This window comes from Cryobacterium sp. Y82, from assembly GCF_002929495.1.
Taxonomy (GTDB): Bacteria; Actinomycetota; Actinomycetes; order Actinomycetales; family Microbacteriaceae; genus Cryobacterium; species Cryobacterium serini.
On sequence record NZ_PJJJ01000032.1, the window covers coordinates 69,008 to 85,959 of the forward strand.

General features: G+C 66.2%; 12 protein-coding genes. 8 read left to right on the forward strand and 4 right to left on the reverse strand.

What is annotated here, in order from left to right; translation table 11 throughout:
- The first annotated feature begins 147 nt into the window (after positions 1-147).
- The 3 genes from CXY70_RS09190 (at position 148) to CXY70_RS09200 (ending at position 6,754) form a co-directional block, all read left to right on the forward strand.
- Positions 148-4,032, forward strand: a complete 3,885-nt coding sequence (locus CXY70_RS09190) for a Pls/PosA family non-ribosomal peptide synthetase (RefSeq protein WP_104192188.1) — start codon at positions 148-150, stop codon at positions 4,030-4,032.
- 17 nt (positions 4,033-4,049) lie between these two features.
- On the forward strand, positions 4,050-5,378 hold the full coding sequence (locus CXY70_RS09195) for a M1 family metallopeptidase (protein WP_104192068.1): 1,329 nt from the start codon (positions 4,050-4,052) through the stop codon (positions 5,376-5,378).
- A gap of 311 nt (positions 5,379-5,689) precedes the next feature.
- Positions 5,690-6,754 carry a hypothetical protein gene (locus CXY70_RS09200; RefSeq protein ID WP_104192069.1) on the forward strand — a complete coding sequence of 355 codons (1,065 nt, stop codon included), beginning with the start codon at positions 5,690-5,692 and terminating at the stop codon, positions 6,752-6,754.
- Between the two features lie 177 nt (positions 6,755-6,931).
- Here the strand turns inward: CXY70_RS09200 and CXY70_RS09205 are convergent, their stop codons facing one another.
- Positions 6,932-7,540 carry a 4'-phosphopantetheinyl transferase superfamily protein gene (locus CXY70_RS09205; RefSeq protein ID WP_158250951.1) on the reverse strand — a complete coding sequence of 203 codons (609 nt, stop codon included), beginning with the start codon at positions 7,538-7,540 and terminating at the stop codon, positions 6,932-6,934.
- A 62-nt stretch (positions 7,541-7,602) separates the two neighbouring features.
- Here CXY70_RS09205 and CXY70_RS09210 point away from each other — a divergent pair, with 62 nt between their 5' ends.
- Positions 7,603-8,619, forward strand: coding sequence for a magnesium and cobalt transport protein CorA (locus CXY70_RS09210; protein WP_104192071.1), 1,017 nt, complete (start codon positions 7,603-7,605; stop codon positions 8,617-8,619).
- A 77-nt stretch (positions 8,620-8,696) separates the two neighbouring features.
- On the forward strand, positions 8,697-12,479 hold the full coding sequence (locus CXY70_RS09215; RefSeq protein ID WP_104192072.1) for an ATP-binding protein: 3,783 nt from the start codon (positions 8,697-8,699) through the stop codon (positions 12,477-12,479).
- A gap of 218 nt (positions 12,480-12,697) precedes the next feature.
- On the opposite strand, the gene mscL is transcribed toward CXY70_RS09215, so the two are convergent.
- From mscL to CXY70_RS09235, 3 genes are all read right to left on the reverse strand, one after another.
- A complete protein-coding gene (mscL, locus tag CXY70_RS09225; protein WP_233205859.1) occupies positions 12,698-13,174 on the reverse strand; it encodes a large conductance mechanosensitive channel protein MscL in 477 nt (158 codons plus the stop codon).
- 4 nt (positions 13,175-13,178) lie between these two features.
- Positions 13,179-13,547 (reverse strand): FmdB family zinc ribbon protein, encoded by a 369-nt coding sequence (locus CXY70_RS09230; RefSeq protein ID WP_104192074.1) that lies wholly within the window; start codon positions 13,545-13,547, stop codon positions 13,179-13,181.
- A 107-nt stretch (positions 13,548-13,654) separates the two neighbouring features.
- Positions 13,655-14,233 (reverse strand): 5-formyltetrahydrofolate cyclo-ligase, encoded by a 579-nt coding sequence (locus tag CXY70_RS09235; protein WP_104192075.1) that lies wholly within the window; start codon positions 14,231-14,233, stop codon positions 13,655-13,657.
- A gap of 34 nt (positions 14,234-14,267) precedes the next feature.
- Between CXY70_RS09235 and galU the strand changes: the two genes are divergently transcribed.
- The 3 genes from galU (at position 14,268) to CXY70_RS09250 (ending at position 16,918) form a co-directional block, all read left to right on the forward strand.
- Positions 14,268-15,161 (forward strand): UTP--glucose-1-phosphate uridylyltransferase GalU, encoded by an 894-nt coding sequence (galU, locus tag CXY70_RS09240; RefSeq protein ID WP_104192076.1) that lies wholly within the window; start codon positions 14,268-14,270, stop codon positions 15,159-15,161.
- Between the two features lie 50 nt (positions 15,162-15,211).
- On the forward strand, positions 15,212-15,871 hold the full coding sequence (locus CXY70_RS09245) for a GNAT family N-acetyltransferase (RefSeq protein ID WP_104192077.1): 660 nt from the start codon (positions 15,212-15,214) through the stop codon (positions 15,869-15,871).
- 105 nt (positions 15,872-15,976) lie between these two features.
- Positions 15,977-16,918, forward strand: a complete 942-nt coding sequence (locus CXY70_RS09250; protein ID WP_104192078.1) for a hypothetical protein — start codon at positions 15,977-15,979, stop codon at positions 16,916-16,918.
- The last annotated feature ends 34 nt before the right edge of the window (positions 16,919-16,952 follow it).

A 16,952-nucleotide genomic window follows, 5' to 3' on the forward strand; every position in this document is an offset into this window, starting at 1 on the left:
GTTCCGAGAGAGTTCTAGACTGGTACTTTCGCGGCGTGCCGTACTACTGCCACGACCTGAACGAGGAGTCGTGTGAGCGAGCACCAGTACAGCCCAGCGGGCGACAGCGGCTACGCCCAGGATGTGCTCTCAGCGGGTCATCTGGCCATGCCTGCCCGCACCCTCGCCGACGTTTTCGCGTACACCGCAGCGCAGCATCCGGATGCTTTGGCCCTGGAAGACTTGGCCGGCACGATCAGCTATCGCGGCATGCTGCGGCGGGTGCAAACCCAGGCGAACGCGCTGAGCCTGGCCGGAGTACGCCGCGGGGACACCGTAGGCATTCGCATTCCCTCTGGAACCCGCGACCTGTATGTCTCGATCTTGGCCACGCTATTCGCCGGCGCAGCCTATGTTCCGGTCGATGCGGACGATCCGGAGGAACGCGCCCGCCTGGTCTTCGCCGAAGCACACGTGGTCGGCATCATCGGCGAGAACAGTGTGTTCGCGCCGCGCGAGGCCCTGGACCTGCAAGCATTACAGGGGCGACCCGTGCCGCCACACGACGACCCAGCTTTGGTCTTTCCGAGCGGCAACATTCCGACGCCCGACGACGACGCCTGGGTTATCTTCACCTCCGGCTCAACCGGTGTGCCCAAGGGCGTCGCTGTCACGCACCGTTCAGCCGCGGCGTTCGTCGATGCTGAAGCGGAATTATTCCTGCACGACGAGCCGATCGGAACGGGCGACCGAGTTCTGGCCGGCCTGTCAGTGGCCTTCGACGCGAGCTGCGAAGAGATGTGGCTGGCCTGGCGCAACGGCGCCTGCCTGGTGCCGGCCCCGCGCTCCCTGGTGCGCAGCGGCGCTGACCTCGGTCCCTGGCTGATCGCCCACGGCATCACCGTCGTCTCGACCGTGCCAACCCTCGCCGCGCTCTGGCCAGAAGAATCACTCGAGGCAGTGCGGCTGCTGATCTTCGGCGGCGAGGCCTGCCCGCCCGAACTGGTCGCCCGCATCAATGCCCGCGGCCGGGAAGTCTGGAACACCTACGGCCCCACCGAAGCGACCGTCGTAGCCTGCGGAGCACTCGTCGACGGTGTCGGCGAGATGCGTATCGGCCTGCCGCTCGACGGCTGGGACCTCGCCGTCGTCGACGCCCACGGCGACCGGGTCGCGGAAGGAGAGACCGGCGAACTCATTATCGGCGGCGTGGGTCTTGCCCGTTACCTCGACGCCGCCAAGGACGCCGAGAAGTATGCTCCGCACCCGCAGCTCGGCTGGAGCCGCGCCTACCGCAGCGGCGACCTCGTACGTTTCGACCCACGCGGTCTGGTCTTCGCTGGCCGTGCTGACGACCAGGTGAAACTCGGCGGGCGCCGCATCGAGCTCGGTGAAGTGGATGCTGCCCTGAGCGCTCTCGACGGAGTGGCCGGCGGTGCCGCTGTGGTGCAGACCACCCCGGCCGGTAACCACATTCTGGTCGGCTACATCGCTCTGACCACCACCAGCGCGCCGTTCGACCGGCAGGCCGCGATCGTCAGGCTGCGGGACGAACTGCCGGCCGCGCTCGTGCCGCTGCTCGCCATCGTCGATGCGCTGCCCACCCGCACCTCTGGCAAGGTCGACCGGGCGGCATTGCCGTGGCCATTGCCCGCCTCGCAGCCCGGGTTGGACGACGATGCGAAGGCGCTGTCACCGACGGCGGCTTGGCTGGCGGAGGCATGGGCATCCATTTTGGGGGTGCCGGTGACCGGGCCCGACGACGATTTCTTCGCCCAGGGCGGCGGCTCGCTCTCGGCCGCGCAGTTCGTGTCAGCCGTGCGCGCCCGCCACCCCGAAACCACCGTCGCCGACCTGTACGATCACCCGCGCATCGGGTCGCTCGCCGAGGAACTCGACGCGCGCACCCCCGTGACGCCGACTGTCGTACGGCAGGTGTTGCCGACGCCGGCTCGCAGTCAGTTTGCCCAGACGGTGCTCGGTATTCCGCTGCACGTGCTGAGCGGCGCCCGCTGGCTGGTTTACCTCGCCATCGCCAACAACCTGCTCAGCCTGGCCGGCGCGACCTTCGCCCCGACCCTGTCGTGGTGGTGGGTAGCGCTTGGGTTTGCACTGTTTGTGACCCCGCCCGGCAAGATGCTCATCGCCGTGGTGGCGGCCCGACTGTTGCTGCACGACGTGATGCCCGGCAACTATCCGCGGGGCGGCTCCGTGCACCTGCGGCTATGGCTGGCCGAACAGATCGCGCTGCTCGTCGACGCGGCGAGTCTCGCCGGGGCGCCCTGGATCAGCTACTACGCGCGGGCCCTCGGCGCCGAGATCGGCTCCGAGGTGGACCTGCACTCGTTGCCGCCGGTTACCGGGCTGCTCACCATCGGTGCTCAGGCCTCGATCGAACCCGAGGTCGACCTGGCCGGGCACTGGGTCGACGGTGACGTGCTCCGCATTGGCCATCTGCATGTCGGTGCCGATGCTCGGATCGGCTCCCGCAGCACCCTGCTCGGGGGCGCCCACGTTGGCGACGGCGCCGAGATTGAACCCGGTTCCGCGGTCTCGTCGCGTGTGCCAGCCGGGGAGCGGTGGGCCGGTTCCCCCGCTCGCCGTGTCGGATCGGGCCGCCGCCCGTGGCCGGCCGAACGTCCGTCGCGCGCCAGTCGCTGGCTTGGCGCCTTCGCGGCCGGGTCGGTGGCGATGACCGCTATCCCTACGATTGCAATCGTGCTCGGCGTGCTCATCGTCGGCGCCGCCGTCGGCAACGCCGACAGCCTCGGCGTTGCTGTGCTGCGCGCGGCTCTGATCATGCCGGTCGCCGTCGTTGGCGGCGGCCTCGCCTATGCGCTTCTGGTGATTGCCTTCGTGCGCGCGCTCGGCGTTGGCCTGCGGGAGGGTTACTATCCCGTGCGCAGCCGTATCGGTTGGCAGGTCTGGATGACCGAACGCACTCTCGACGGTGCCCGCACGGTGTTGTTTCCGGTCTACGCGAGCCTGCTCACGCCCACCTGGCTGCGACTACTCGGGGCTAAAGTCGGCGCCGATGTCGAGGCGTCGACCGTGTTGCTGCTGCCCTCGCTCACGACCATTGCACCTGGCGCGTTTCTCGCCGACGACACCATGGTCGCCTGCTACGAACTTGGCGGCGGCTGGATGCATATCGGGCCCGCCAAGGTAGGCCGCCGGGCCTTCCTCGGCAACAGCGGCATGGCCGGCCCCGGCCGCACCGTGCCGCGCAATGGGCTTGTCGCGGTGCTCTCGTCGACGCCCCGCAAAGCCAAACGCGGCTCGAGCTGGCTCGGCAACCCGCCGGCCCGCCTGCGCCGCAGGCAAACGGATGCCGATGACTCGCGAACCTTCCACCCTCCCGTTCGCCTGAAAGTAGCCCGTTCGCTGTGGGAACTGCTGCGCATCGTGGCCAGCTTCACCACCGCCTGGATCGCCCTTCTGGTACTGGCGTTGCTAGACCTGCTCTGGCTGCAGCTCGGCCTCGGTGCAGCGATCGGCCTCTCGGGGGTAGTCATGCTCACGGCCGGTGCGGTGGCTGCCGGGGTCACGACGGTGGTCAAGTGGACGCTGGTCGGGCGCATTGACGCGTCGGAGCATCCGCTCTGGTCATCGTTCATCTGGCGCAACGAGGTGTCGGACAGTTTCGTCGAGATGGTGGCTCGGCCGTGGTTTGCCGAGAAGGCATCTGGCACGCCGGCGCTCGCCGTGTGGCTGCGCACCCTCGGTGCCACCGTGGGCAAGGGCGTCTGGTGCGAAACGTACTGGCTGCCGGAAGCCGACCTGGTGCGGCTGGGGGCTGGCAGCACCGTGAACCGCGGCTGCGTCGTGCAAACTCATCTGTTTCACGACCGGATCATGCAGCTTGACGTGGTCGTGCTCGCCGAGGGCGCCACGCTCGGGCCTAACGGAGTCATTCTGCCGGCGGCGTCCATCGATGCCGGGGCGACCGTCGGGCCCGGCTCGCTCGTGATGCGCGGCGAACGGGTGCCGACCGGTTCGCTCTGGTCTGGCAACCCGATCACGCCGTGGCACCAGCCGCCGTGGGCTCGTTGAGCGTGGATAGTTCAGCGATGGCTCAGACTAAGCAGACGACCTACGGGTCGGCCAGCGCCGGTGACCCCTACCTTCCCACCAGCGGAAATGGTGGCTATACCGCCGTGCACTACGACGTGACCCTGGACTACCGAGTAGCCACCAACCGGTTGAATGCGACCGCGATCATTACCGCGCGGTCCCTCATGATGCTCGACCGGTTCAGCCTCGACTTCGCCGGGCTCACTGTGGAGAAAGTCACCGTGAACGGCGCACGGCCGACGAAAGTCACCCACAGCGCTCGTAAGCTGGTGATCAGCCTCGCCACGACCATCGACGCCGGGGCCGTATTTGAGGTGGTGGTGCGCTATCGCGGAGCGCCGCATCCGGTGCGCAGCGCCTGGGGCGACGTCGGCTGGGAAGAACTCGACGACGGCGTGCTCGTCTCCGGGCAGCCGTGCGGGGCCCCTTCCTGGTTTCCATGCAACGACCACCCGAGCGACAAGGCCACCTATCGCATCACGATCGCCTGCGAATCCAGCTACACCGTGGTGTCGAACGGGGTGTTGTCGAGCCGGTCGAGCCGTTCCGGCCGCACCACCTGGATCTTCGACGTGCGCGAGCCGATGGCGACCTACCTCGCCACGGTGCTGATCGGCCGCTACCGCCGCCTTGACCTGGCCAACACTCCGGTCGCGCACAGCCTGTACTTTCCCGCCCATCTGGCGACCCGTGTCGGTATCGACTTCGCCCGCCTCACCGAGATGATCGCGTTTTTCGCCGACCGGTTCGGGGCCTATCCGTTCGCGTCCTACTCGGTCGTCGTGACCGACGACGAGCTGGAGATTCCACTCGAGGCGCACGGCCTGGCCATATTTGGAAGCAACCACATCGACGGCGAGCACGGCAGCGACCGGCTGATCGCCCACGAGCTGGCACACCAGTGGTACGGCAATAGCCTGACCGTGGCCCGCTGGCAGGACATCTGGTTACAGGAGGGCTTCGCGTGCTACGCAGAATGGCTTTGGGAGGAGCAGCGCGGTGGCCGCACGGCCGACGCCCTCGCCGTGCTGCACCGCGGCCGCGTTGCGGCGCTGCCCCGTGACATTTTCGTCGGCGGCCCCGGCCCGCACGCCATGTTCGATGACCGTGTCTACAAACGAGGCGCGCTCGCCCTGCACGCCATTCGCAAATCTCTCGGCGACGAGGACTTCTTCGCGACCCTGCGCGCCTACACGGCGGCCCGGCGATACGGGCAGGTCTCGACCGACGACTTCATAGAATTTTTCTCCGAACACACCGGCAGCCGGGCGATCGGCGGGTTCGTGGCCCGCTGGGTGCAGGACAGCGCGCTGCCGAGCCTCTGATTACAGGGCACGAGGCGTGGCCGGGTTCGGGCGTGGGTGTGGTTGCGCTGCGTGGGAGTTGCGCCTTGGCCAGTACTCCCGCGCATTTCGTAGCGCTGGACCTGCGCCAGTACGCGGTAGTTCCGCCTCCCGCGCAGCGGCTCAACTCCCGCGTGGCGTGAAACGGATGCTCGCGGTCATCCGTCGCTCAGTGGATGGCACGCCGTGACGAACCGCGTGTTCCTCCTCCACAGGTGGGTGTGGGCCCTGGGTTCTGCACGGAGGGGGCAAGCCGCCTCCCGCAGCAGGCGCCTTCCGGACACTCTGGTTCTATGTCTCAGCCCGACCCAGAACCCAGCGCCAGCTTCGACATCGTTCCCCGAGGCGGCGCCGGCCTCATCTCCCAAACGAGCACCGACCCCGATCCTTGCAACGGCCTCATCCTCGCGTCTGATCTGGCAAGCGCCCTGGGCGTCGATTTTCGCTTGCGACGGGAATCAACACGGGGCCGACTGCAGCGGGTGAGCCGCGGTCTGTACTACCCCAGCGCGCGTTGGAACCAATTGCGGGAGGACCAGCGCTATCTGATCCGGGTGCGCGGGGCTGCCCTCATCCGGCGCGGTCAGGCGGTGCTCTGCCACCACTCGGCCGCCGTGCTCTGGGGGCTGCCGATGCTCGTCGGCTGGCCGGGGGAGGTGCATCTGCTCACCGAACGAGCCTCGGGCGGACGATCGGATCCGGGTATTCGCAGGCATGCTCTCGGCATGGATTCCCGCGACGTCACGACCATCGACGGACTACTCGTGACGACCGTCGACCGCACCGTGGTCGATTTGGCGGCGACCCTCGATCTGAAATCCGCCGTGGCAGTGGTCGACCGCGCGCTCTATCAGGACCGGTTTAGACGCACCCTAACCCTGACTACCAAGGTTGCGCTTCTGGCCACGCTTGAGCGGATGCTGCCCTTTCGCGGTTCCCGCCGCGCCCGCGCGATCATCCAGTTCGGAACGCATCTCTCCGGTTCGCCAGCGGAATCGGCTAGTCGGGTGAACATCGCCCTGAGCGGCTTTCCCGAACCGGAACTGCAGCATCCGTTCATCATCGATGGCAAGGAGTGCGAGACCGACTTCTACTGGCCCGAGATCGACGGTGTGGGGGAGTGCGACGGTCGGGACAAGTATTTCAACGCGAAGTATCTGGCCGGTCGCTCTCCCGAGCAGGTACAGTATGACGAGAAGCTGCGCGAGGACGGAATTCGCCGTCAGGTACATGGATTCACCCGCTGGCCGGCTTCGGTCGGGATGAGCCAGTACTCCCTGCGGCGGCGGCTCCTGGAGCTCGGACTGCAGCCCGGCCCGCAGCGCGCCCTGCGCGGCCTGGAACGCCCCCAGCCATAACGGCGGGGTGCACACGTCGCGCTGGACTTGCGCCAGTGCGCGGGAGTTCCGGTCTGGGCGGAACTCCAGCACCACGCGTCGCGCTGGACTTGCGCCAGTGCGCGGGAGTTGCGCCTCCCGCGCAGCGGCGCAACTCCCGCGTGGCGTGAAACGGATGGCCGCACGCTGGCGCCGAGCCTACGAATCGCGGCGCAGCTCCACCTCGGGGGTCTCCGCACTGAAAACGGCGAGGGTGCCGATCAGTCCGGGGCCTGCGTCGAAGCCCACGACGTGCACCCGGCTCAGATCGAGGGTGGAAGTCGGCCATCTCCATAAAACGGATGCCCCCGCCCACCCCACAGTCAGCTCTCGCGGGTCCACCGTCAGGCCCTGGCCCGAGAGCTTGAGCAGAGCTTCCTTCGTGGTCCAGATCCGGGCGCGCGCCCGGTCGCGCTCGCCGATCGGCACAGCGGCCAGCGCTGTGCGCTCGGTCGCATTGAACGCGACATCATCGAACCCGGCACGGCCGACCGCCGTGACGCTCTCGATGTCGACCCCGATCTGCCCGACCAGGGAGACGGCGACGGCGACGGTATGGCCGGCTCGACTCAGGCTCACGTGCACCGCGCTTGGCGCCAGGACGCGCGGGCGGCCATGCGCTCCGCCGCAGTGCTCGCAGCGTTGCTCGATGGTGACCGGGCCCCGCGCCGAGCAGACCAGGGCCACGGCGGCGGTGAGCCGTGCGCGGTCGGTCTGGGGGAGCGTCGCGCGCGGAGCGAGAAAAAGGGAGACATCCGTTTGCGGCACCCTCAAACGTTACCGGGCGGTGTAGGCGAATGACACACTTGAAGATCGAACAAGGAGAGCCGATGGCGCTGGTTGATAATGCGGTTTACGTGGATGGGCACCGGGTCTCCACCCCGCACACGCTCGACGAGACCTTTGAAGTCATGAAACAGAACAAGGGTTTCGCCTGGATCGGCCTGTATCGGCCGAGCGAGTTGGAGGTGCGGGCCGTCGCCACCGAGTTCAGCCTGCACCATCTAGCCGTGGAGGATGCGCTCGCCGGTCACCAACGGTCGAAGATCGAGCGGTACGGGGACATCCTGTTCGTGGTGTTGCGCCCGGCACGCTACATGGACGACGAGGAGCGCGTCGAATTTGGCGAGCTGCACGTGTTCGTCGGGCCGGATTTCGTCGTCACCATCCGCCACGCTGAATCGCCCAACCTCGCGCAGGTGCGGGAGCGCATGGAGCAGACGCCGCACTTGCTCGCACTCGGTCCGGAAGCCGTGCTCTACGCCCTTCTTGACCAGGTCGTCGACGAATACGTACCGGTCGTCGCCGGCCTCGAAAACGACATCGACGAGATTGAAGACCAGCTGTTCGACGGCGACCCGGAGGTCTCCCGGCGCATCTATGCGCTGTCGCGCGAGGTGATCGAGTTTCAGCGGGCAACCCAACCGCTCGTGACCATGTTCGAGTCCATGCAGCGTGGCTTCGATAAATACAACGTCGATTTGGAACTGCACCGGCACCTGCGTGACGTGCTCGATCACACCCTGCGGGTCGTGGAGCGTGGCGACGCTTTTCGGCAACTGCTGCAGAACGCGCTCACCGTGCACAGCACCCTGGTCGGCCAGCGCCAGAACGACGAAATGCGCCACCTGTCAGAGACGAGCCTCGCGCAAAGCGAGGAGGTCAAGAAGATCTCCAGCTGGGCGGCGATCCTGTTCGCACCGACGCTGGTGGGAACTGTTTACGGCATGAACTTCGACCACATGCCCGAGCTCCATTGGGCCCTGGGCTATCCGTTTGCCCTCAGCCTGATGCTCGCGATGGGTGTCAGCTTGTACGTCGTGTTCAAACGGCGCGACTGGCTGTGAACGTCAGTTGGGGTCAAAACCCGCGAAACCCCGGCCGCCTCAGGGCAAACCGGTGATTTGCCAATTAGGGTATCCCTGTGTGGCACCTCGATAAAAAACAAGATGACGACGACGTGCTTTCCAAGTACCTGGGCGGCGTCCCTGTCGACCCGCAAAACGTGACCAGTCCACACAACCTCAGTCTGGGCGACCCGGCCTTCACCGCGGGAAACATCGCCGAACCGGTCTGGCAACGCTGGCGCGACGAACTAGCAGCCCTCGGCGGACGATCGCCCCTGCTGCACTTCACCGACGAAGCCCGCACCCGCATCGAGCTCAGCGCCACGCACCCCGGCGGTCTGCCGCAGTTCATCATCGGCAAAACGACGCTGCTGTCCAACCTCATTCGCGACGAACTGGCGCTGCGCAACGCCCGCCTGGCCGCGAACGAGATCACCCAGAAAGGCATCGAACTGCGCTCCATGCGCGGCCTCGAGTCTGTCAACCTCGCCATCGGCCTTGCGGAGTGGCGCTATCAGGACATTGATTACAGTGCCCCGGTGCTGCTGCGTCCCCTCGCTATTCGTCGGTACGGACGCGACTACGAACTCAAGCTCAAGGGTCAGCCTTTTCTCAATCCCGAACTCGCCCGTGCCTTGAAAGACCAGTTTCAGATCGTGCTCGACGCCGACGCTTTTGTGGCGCTCGCCGTGACCAATGGCGCGTTCAAGCCGCAACCTGTCATCGACCGGCTGCGCGGGCTTACCTCGCACCTGCCCTGGTTCAACGTCGTACCCCGCCTCGTCGTCTCCTCATTCGCAGACGTGGGCCGGGCGCTCGCCGCCGACGCGTCGAACCTCGACCATCCGCTGCTCGACGCCGTTGCCGGCAACATGACCGCTCGGCGCAACATCGAGACCGCCTATAACCCGGTCGTACCAATCGGGCAGGACGCCCGCCCGCCCGCCACCGACACGCTGCTCGGTGACGCCGACTCCGAGCAGGAGAACGTTGTCGCGCAGATCGCAGCCGGCAACTCCCTCGTCGTGAAAACGCTGCCCGGCACCGGTGGCACCCAAACGATCGTCAACGCGATCGGCTCGCTCGTGGCCCAGCACAAACGGGTGCTCGTGGTGAGCGCCCGCCGCTCCAGCCTCGATGGCATCCACGGCCGCCTCGTGCAGGTGGGCCTGCCCGGCATCGCCGTCACCCCGCGCACCCTGCGCCGCGACCTGATCCAGTCGATCACCCGAAACGAGAGAGCGGCCCAGCCGCGGGTCGGCGACGTCGATGACGCACTCGTGCGCCTGCGCAAGGTGCTGCTCGACTACCGTTCGGCGCTCACTCGTCGCGACTCCGCTCTCGGCGTCTCTGTGCTCGACGCGCTGGGCGAACTCGCCCGGCTCGCTCAGCTGTCTGAGCCGCCGTCGACCACGGCCCGCCTCGACCGGCACGCCCTCGAACTTCTCGCCCATTCCCGGTCGGCCGCCGCCAACACCCTGATCAAGGCCGCCGTTCTCGGCGAATTTCGGTACGGACCCGGCGACTCGCCCTGGTACGGCGCCTCGTTCACCTCCACAGCGGATGCCTCCAACTCGCACCAGCTCGCCAAACGCATCAACCAGATCGAACTGCCCCGGCTGCTTGAACGCGCCAACGGCCTGATCGGTCAGACCCGGTTGCGCCCGTTCGAGACGATCAACGAACTCGGGATCTACCTGCGTCTGCTGCTGGATATTCGCGAAACCCTCGACAAATTTCAGCCCGGCGTCTACGACCGGTCGCTCACCGAGTTGATCGCCGCCACGTCGTCGAGGCGTGAATCGTCTGAGATGAGTTCGGCCAGTCGGCGCAGGCTGCGAAAGCTCGCCGAGGAATACCAGCGCCCCGGCGTGCGGGTCAACGACATGAACGAGAGCCTGCGGCGCATCCAGAGCCAGCGAACGCTCTGGCAGCGCTACGCAGCTGCCGGCGTCACTCCGGAGGTGCCGGTCGGCATTAACGACGTGCACGTTGCTTTTCAGCGAGTCTCGGAAGACCTCGGTCTGCTCGACATTCCGCTCGGCACCAGCGGCACGCCCCGGGCCCTGGCCGGGCGTCAGCTGAATGAGCTGGTAGCGATGATCTCCGGCCTCGCCGCTGAGAGCGAGGTTCTCGCGAACCTGCACGAGCGCACAGCGCTGCTGGCGACGCTACGCGAACACAACCTTGACCCGCTGATGACCGACCTGTCCCAGCGCCACGTGTCGGAAGAGAACGTCGCCGGCGAGCTCGAGCTGGCCTGGTGGCAGTCCGTGCTCGAAATCATGCTCGCGAGCGACCGGGCATTGCTGGGTGCCAACACCCAGGTGCTGGACCGCCTCGAGGCTGATTTCAAACTCGTCGACGAAGCCCACGCATCCGCTACCGGCAAGCTGCTGGCCTGGTTGCTCGCCGAAACCTGGAAGATCGGCGTCGTCGACTTTCCCGAGGAAGCCGACCAGCTGCGCCGTCTGCTGCGCGCCGATCGTGCCACCCCGGCCCGACTCAATGACGTCGCACCCCACCTCGGTCGAGTGCTCGCCCCGGTCTGGCTGGCCTCGCCCTACGAGATCGCCGGAATCAGCGACCAGATCACCTTCGATACCGTGTTGCTGGTTGACGCCGGAGCCACGACCCTCGCTGAAAACGTCGGTGCGATTCGCCGCGGCCGACAGATCGTCGCGTTCGGCGATCCGGTCACCCAGACGCCGTCAGCATTCGAGACCGGCATCGCCGGTTCGGGGGAGACCGTTGCGCCCGACGCGTCGGTGGACGCCCTGCACGCCGACTCTGCCCTGGCCCGCCTCGGCGAACTGCTGCCGACCCTCACGCTCACCCGCAGCTATCGGGCTGGCGGGGAGGACCTCGCTGAGCTCGTCAACCATCGCTTCTACGGCGGACGCATCGATTCCCTGCCCTGGGCCGGAAGTTTTCTCGGCCACGGCAGCCTCACCATCAACTATGTGGCCGGCGGCCGCGGCATGCCCGACGTCGATAGTGGCGCCATCGAGAGCGTCGACGCGGAGGTCGTGAAGGTTGTCGATCTCGTGCTCGACCACGCCTCGAAGCGTCCGCGCGAATCGCTTATGGTGATCACCGCGAGCACCCGGCACGCCGTGCGGGTGCAGCAGGCCGTGCTCGCAGCGTTTGCCAAGCGCACCGACCTTTCCGACTTCATTCTCAAAGATCGCAGCGAACCGTTCACCGTACTCACCCTCGAGCAGGCCGTGGCACAGAGCCGCGACCGGGTCATTTTCTCGATCGGCTACGGCCGCACCCCACACGGTCGTCTGCTCTCGAACTTCGGTTCACTCGGCGAACCGGGCGGGGAACGCCTGCTTGCGATCGGCATGACCCGTGCACGTCGCGCGCTCGACATCGTCTCCTGCTTTCGCCCCGCCGACATCGACGAGGACCGCCAGCGTCACGGTATTCTCGCCCTGTCCCAAGTGCTCAGCGAGACCGAAGCCCGTCGTGACGAGGTGCAGGTTCCCGACGCGAGCGAGGCCATGCTGGTCGATCTCGGCCACCGCCTCGAGAAGCTCGGCCTCAGTGTGCGCCTCGGCCACCGCGGCAAGCTGGCCCTCGCCGCCTCCTACGGCACCCGCGCCATCGTGGTCGAGACGGATGCCGTCGTCAATCGTGCGAGCCTGCGCGAGTCGCTTCGGCTGCGCCCCGAAGTGCTGCGCCGACTCGGCTGGCACTACCTGCGCGTGCACAGCTTCGAACTGTTCAGCAACCCCGACGCCGTCGCGGCGCGCGTGGCCGCAATCGCCGGTGTTCCGGCGGCGGATGCCGCTCCGCGTGCCTTTCCAGCCGGCGACGCCCCCACAGTCACCCCGAAACGCCCGGGCGCGTGAGCGGCTCGGAGGATGTGCCACCCCTGGGATCGGCGCGCCAGCCGATCGTGAAGGCGGCAGGCAAGGCCCGGCGCGCCAGACTTCTGCCCGCGCCGGATACCGACCCCAACCCGCACCCGCCGGTACTGCGGGAAGAGGGCGGCGTCGCCCACACTGGCAGCGCACCGAGCGCGAACGAGGCACAGTTGCGGCAGGATCGCCCGCCGCACTGGTAGCTGCTAGTGTTTGGGGCCCTGGTCGGCTGCGGCGTTCTTGGCCAGCAGATCGCGGATCTCGGTGAGCAGGTCGAGCTCGGTTGTGGGGTCCACGACGACGGCCGCAGGAATGCCCGCGTTGCGACGGCGGTCCTGCGACTCCTTGAGCTTGTTCAGCGGCAGCACGATCGCAAAGTAGACCACCGCAGCGATCAGCAGGAAGTTGATCAGCGCGCCAATGACGGCACCGAACAAAATGCCGTCCCCACCCCGGAGCGGGAGGACGAGCGAGTCTGCCAGGGACTCGGCGCTGAAGATCGACGCGATCAGCGGGTTGAAGATGCTCGTGACGATGGCGGTGACGAGCGCGGTGAACGCGGTGCCGATGACGACGGCGACCGCGAGGTCGATGACGTTGCCGCGCATGATGAATTCTTTGAAACCGTTGATCACGGGGTGCTCCAAACGGATAACTTGGGCGACCGTCTTTGTCAGCGCCATCTGCCTAAGACGCCTTCGCGGCCGGAACGGAGGAGGACGAGGAGGAAGAGGACGCCGAGCTGTCTTTCTTCGCCGGCGTACTGTCGGACTTCTTCGCGGACTTGGTTTCGGCGGGTTTGCTCGCCGAAGAGTCGGACTTGTCGGCTGATTTCTCGGTCGGCTTGCGGTCGAGATTCGGGTTGGACCGCTTCGCATCCGCTTTGGAATCGTTGCTGTAGAAACCCGAGCCGCTGAAGGTCACGCCGATCGAGGAGAACACCTTGCGCAGCTTTCCCTGGCAGGTCGGGCACACCGTGAGCGAGTGGTCGGTGAAGGCCTGCTGGATATCGAAAGCGGTGTCGCACGCGGTGCAACGGTAAGAGTAGGTAGGCACTGCATCTCCAGCTGGTTGAGCCGACAGGCAAACGCCTGCCAAGACTAAGGTTATGCGCGCACAGACCCCCGCAGGTTCAGAACCGGGGTCCCAGGCGGTGAAAACGGTTAGAAAGCGATGATTCGGGTCGGCGTCACGAGGCCGTTGACGGGCTGATCGTGCACTTCGCGGGGAACTTCATCGAGGTACTCGCTGTCGAAGACGACGGCGTATACCGGCGGGCATTTCTCCATCGAGCCGAGGGTCTTGTCGAAGTAGCCGCGACCCCAGCCCATGCGCAGTCCCGACTCGTCCACGGCCGCCGCCGGAACAATGATGAGGTCGACGTCATTGATGGCGATTGGCCCGAGCAGGGTTCCCACGGCCTCTGGGACGCCGGAAATTCCGGTGAATTCCTCGTCACCGTCGCCGACGGTCCAATCGAGCAGGCCGTCTTCGCGCGAAATGGGGAAGAGAACGCGAATGCCTTCTGCCGTAGCCCAGTTGAGAAAAGGCCGGGTATCAGGTTCGTTGCGGGCTGACAGGTAGCAGGAGATCGACCGCGCTGACAGGTCGAGAACAAGGCTTTGCAGATTTTCCGTGAAGCCGGCCGTGGCGAAGTCGCGCTCCGAGGACGTCAGGTTCTGACGGCGTTCGCGTAATTCCGCTCGTAGCGCACGCTTTCGATGAGCTATGTCGGAGTCCATATAAGGCATCCTACTTGCCACTAACCTAGTGCCCATGGGTACCCCGATAACTAAAGCAGTCATTCCCGCAGCTGGACTCGGAACACGCTTCCTCCCAGCGACCAAGGCCATGCCAAAGGAGATGCTGCCCGTCGTCGACAAGCCGGCTATTCAATACGTCGTCGAAGAAGCGGTCGCGGCCGGGCTCAGCGACGTGCTGATGGTTACCGGGCGCAACAAGAACGCCCTGGAGAACCATTTCGATCGCATGACTGAGCTCGAGGCCATGTTGGAACGCAAGGGGGACCAGACCCGGCTGGCCAAGGTGCGTGAATCCAACGAGCTCGCCGACATCCACTATGTGCGGCAGGGCGACCCGCGCGGACTCGGCCACGCCGTACTGCGGTCGCGGATGCACGTGGGAAACGAGCCGTTCGCGGTGCTGCTCGGTGACGACATCATCGACTCGCGCGACCCGCTGCTGACCCGCATGCTCGAAGAGCAGATCAAGCGTGGCGCCAGCATCGTTGCCCTGCTCGAGGTCGACCCTTCACAGATTCATATGTACGGGGCGGCTGCGGTCGAAGCTACCGATGACCCTGACGTCGTGCGCATCACCGGCCTCGTCGAGAAGCCCAGCGCCGAAGATGCCCCTTCCAACCTCGCCATCATCGGCCGGTATGTGTTGCGTCCCGAAATTTTCGATATTCTGGAACACACGGCGCCCGGCAAGGGCAACGAGATTCAGCTCACCGATGCCCTGCAGGAGATGGCTGTCACCCCGGAGTCCACCGGCGGCGTGTACGGCCTGATCTTTCGTGGCCGTCGTTATGACACCGGCGACCGGCTCGATTACATCAAGGCGATCGTGCAGCTCGCCGTCGATCGTGAAGATCTCGGTGCCGACCTCAAGCCGTGGCTGCGCGAATTCGTCGCCACCCTGCACTAACGATTTTCCCCGCCCAACCCGGCTTCTCACCCACGACAGACAGGCGAACCGTGCCGATCGCAATTCCGACCCTCCGTGAGGGAGCAGTCACCCTGCGTCCCATCCGATTGCGCGATTCGCGCGCTCTCGAGGGCGAACTGCTGGCGAACCGCTCGTGGTTGCGCAAGTGGGAGGCGACCAACCCCTACGCCCCAATGTCTTTCGACACGCGCGCGAGCATCCGCAGCCTGTTGACGCATTCGCGGTCGGGCAACGGCTTGCCGTTCATTGTGGAACACAACGGCGAACTGGCCGGTCAACTAAACGTGTCGTCGATCACCTGGGGATCGCTGTCGTCGGCCACCATCGGATACTGGGTCAGTGAAAAGTTTGCCGGCCAGTCGGTCACCCCCACGGCTGTCGCGCTCGCGACGGACTACTGCTTCTATCAGCTCGGCCTGCACCGCATGGAGATCTGCATTCGTCCCGAGAACAAGGCCAGCCTGCGCGTCGTTGAAAAGCTCGGCTTTCGGTATGAGGGCCTGCGCCGACGGTATATCCACATCAACGGCGACTGGCGCGACCATTTCTGCTTCGGCCTGGTCGCCGAGGAACTCAGCCAGGGCGTCATGCGCCGCTGGCAAGATGACCTGGTACCAGCGGATGCGGCGAGCGTCACCGCGTCAGATTTGGAGTCGGCCGCGCACCCGGTGCGTGTCATCACCCGATGACGGTTAAGAATTTCCCTGTTCGGGGGCGGAATCAGTGTATTAACTTGGGTGACACACCGGGAGTAATGTTCGGCGGATGTGCCCGCGCCTCTTACCGTTGTCAACATGAGTAGTGAGGCATTGGGTGGTGGGGTCATGGTGGCGGTGGCTGCTGTGCTCTGGGTTGCCTACTTGATGCCCACCTGGTCGCGCCGCAAGCAGTTTCAGGCAACCGAACGAAATGCGGTGCGATTGCAACAGACACTGCGTATTCTGGCTGAAACCGCCGAGGTTCCGCAGCAAGTGCGGCTTGAAGCGAATGCACGCACAGTAGCCGAGCAGCAACGCATTCTGGCCAGGGCCGAGCAATCGGAGCGGGCTGAAGCGCAGGCGATAGCGGATGCCGCCAGCGACGCTCGCCGCGCGGCCGCCGCTGTGGCCGCCGCGGCCGCGCCGCGCCTGCCGGAGTCTCCGGTGAAGAAACTTCGGCGTCTTCGGCGCTTTCGCGGCCTGGTGTCGCTGATTCTGCTGACCGGTTTCGTGCTGGCAGTATCGGGGATCTCTGCCGCTCTGACCGGTTCGTTCACGGCGCTGGTCGGCGGCGCAGTCATAATGGTCGCCGCGTTTAGCGTTCTCGGAAGACTCGCCACAGTCGCACGCTCGGCGCGCATCGTTCGCCTGGAAGCCCCCATGGAGCTGCCCGTGCTGATCAGGCAAACCTTCGAACCCGTGCAGCTAGAGCAGACTCCGGTCGCCGCGGCCACCTGGACGCCGCAACCGGTGCCGCGAGCGCTGCACCTCTCGCGCGGGTCCATCGCGCAGACGGCGATGGCATCCGTTGAAGCGGCCAACCAACTGCGCAGGGCAGCCGCCGAAGCGGAGGTCGCTCGTCGTGCCGCCGTACTCGCAGAGGAGGCCAACCGAGTGGTCACGCCGATCGCCCGGCCCGTCGTGGCGGCGACCACTGCTGCGGTGCCCAGCCGCTTCGCGTCGATGGGTATTGTCGGCGAGACAGTCCCGGGCATGACCGACCTCGATGCCGTGCTGCGCCGCCGTCGCGCGGTCTAATTGACGCCCCGCGCTAAAGGGGCAAAACTGTCGG

Bases quoted from the DNA above. Each gene is read 5' to 3' on its own strand.
- CXY70_RS09250 (WP_104192078.1), top strand. From the start codon at position 15,977: ATGAGTAGTGAGGCATTGGGTGGTGGGGTCATGGTGGCGGTGGCTGCT.
- galU (WP_104192076.1), top strand. From the start codon at position 14,268: ATGGGTACCCCGATAACTAAAGCAGTCATTCCCGCAGCTGGACTCGGA.
- CXY70_RS09235 (WP_104192075.1), bottom strand. From the start codon at position 14,233: ATGGACTCCGACATAGCTCATCGAAAGCGTGCGCTACGAGCGGAATTA.
- CXY70_RS09200 (WP_104192069.1), top strand. From the start codon at position 5,690: ATGTCTCAGCCCGACCCAGAACCCAGCGCCAGCTTCGACATCGTTCCC.
- CXY70_RS09210 (WP_104192071.1), top strand. From the start codon at position 7,603: ATGGCGCTGGTTGATAATGCGGTTTACGTGGATGGGCACCGGGTCTCC.
- mscL (WP_233205859.1), bottom strand. From the start codon at position 13,174: ATGGCGCTGACAAAGACGGTCGCCCAAGTTATCCGTTTGGAGCACCCC.
- CXY70_RS09190 (WP_104192188.1), top strand. From the start codon at position 148: ATGCCTGCCCGCACCCTCGCCGACGTTTTCGCGTACACCGCAGCGCAG.
- CXY70_RS09195 (WP_104192068.1), top strand. From the start codon at position 4,050: ATGGCTCAGACTAAGCAGACGACCTACGGGTCGGCCAGCGCCGGTGAC.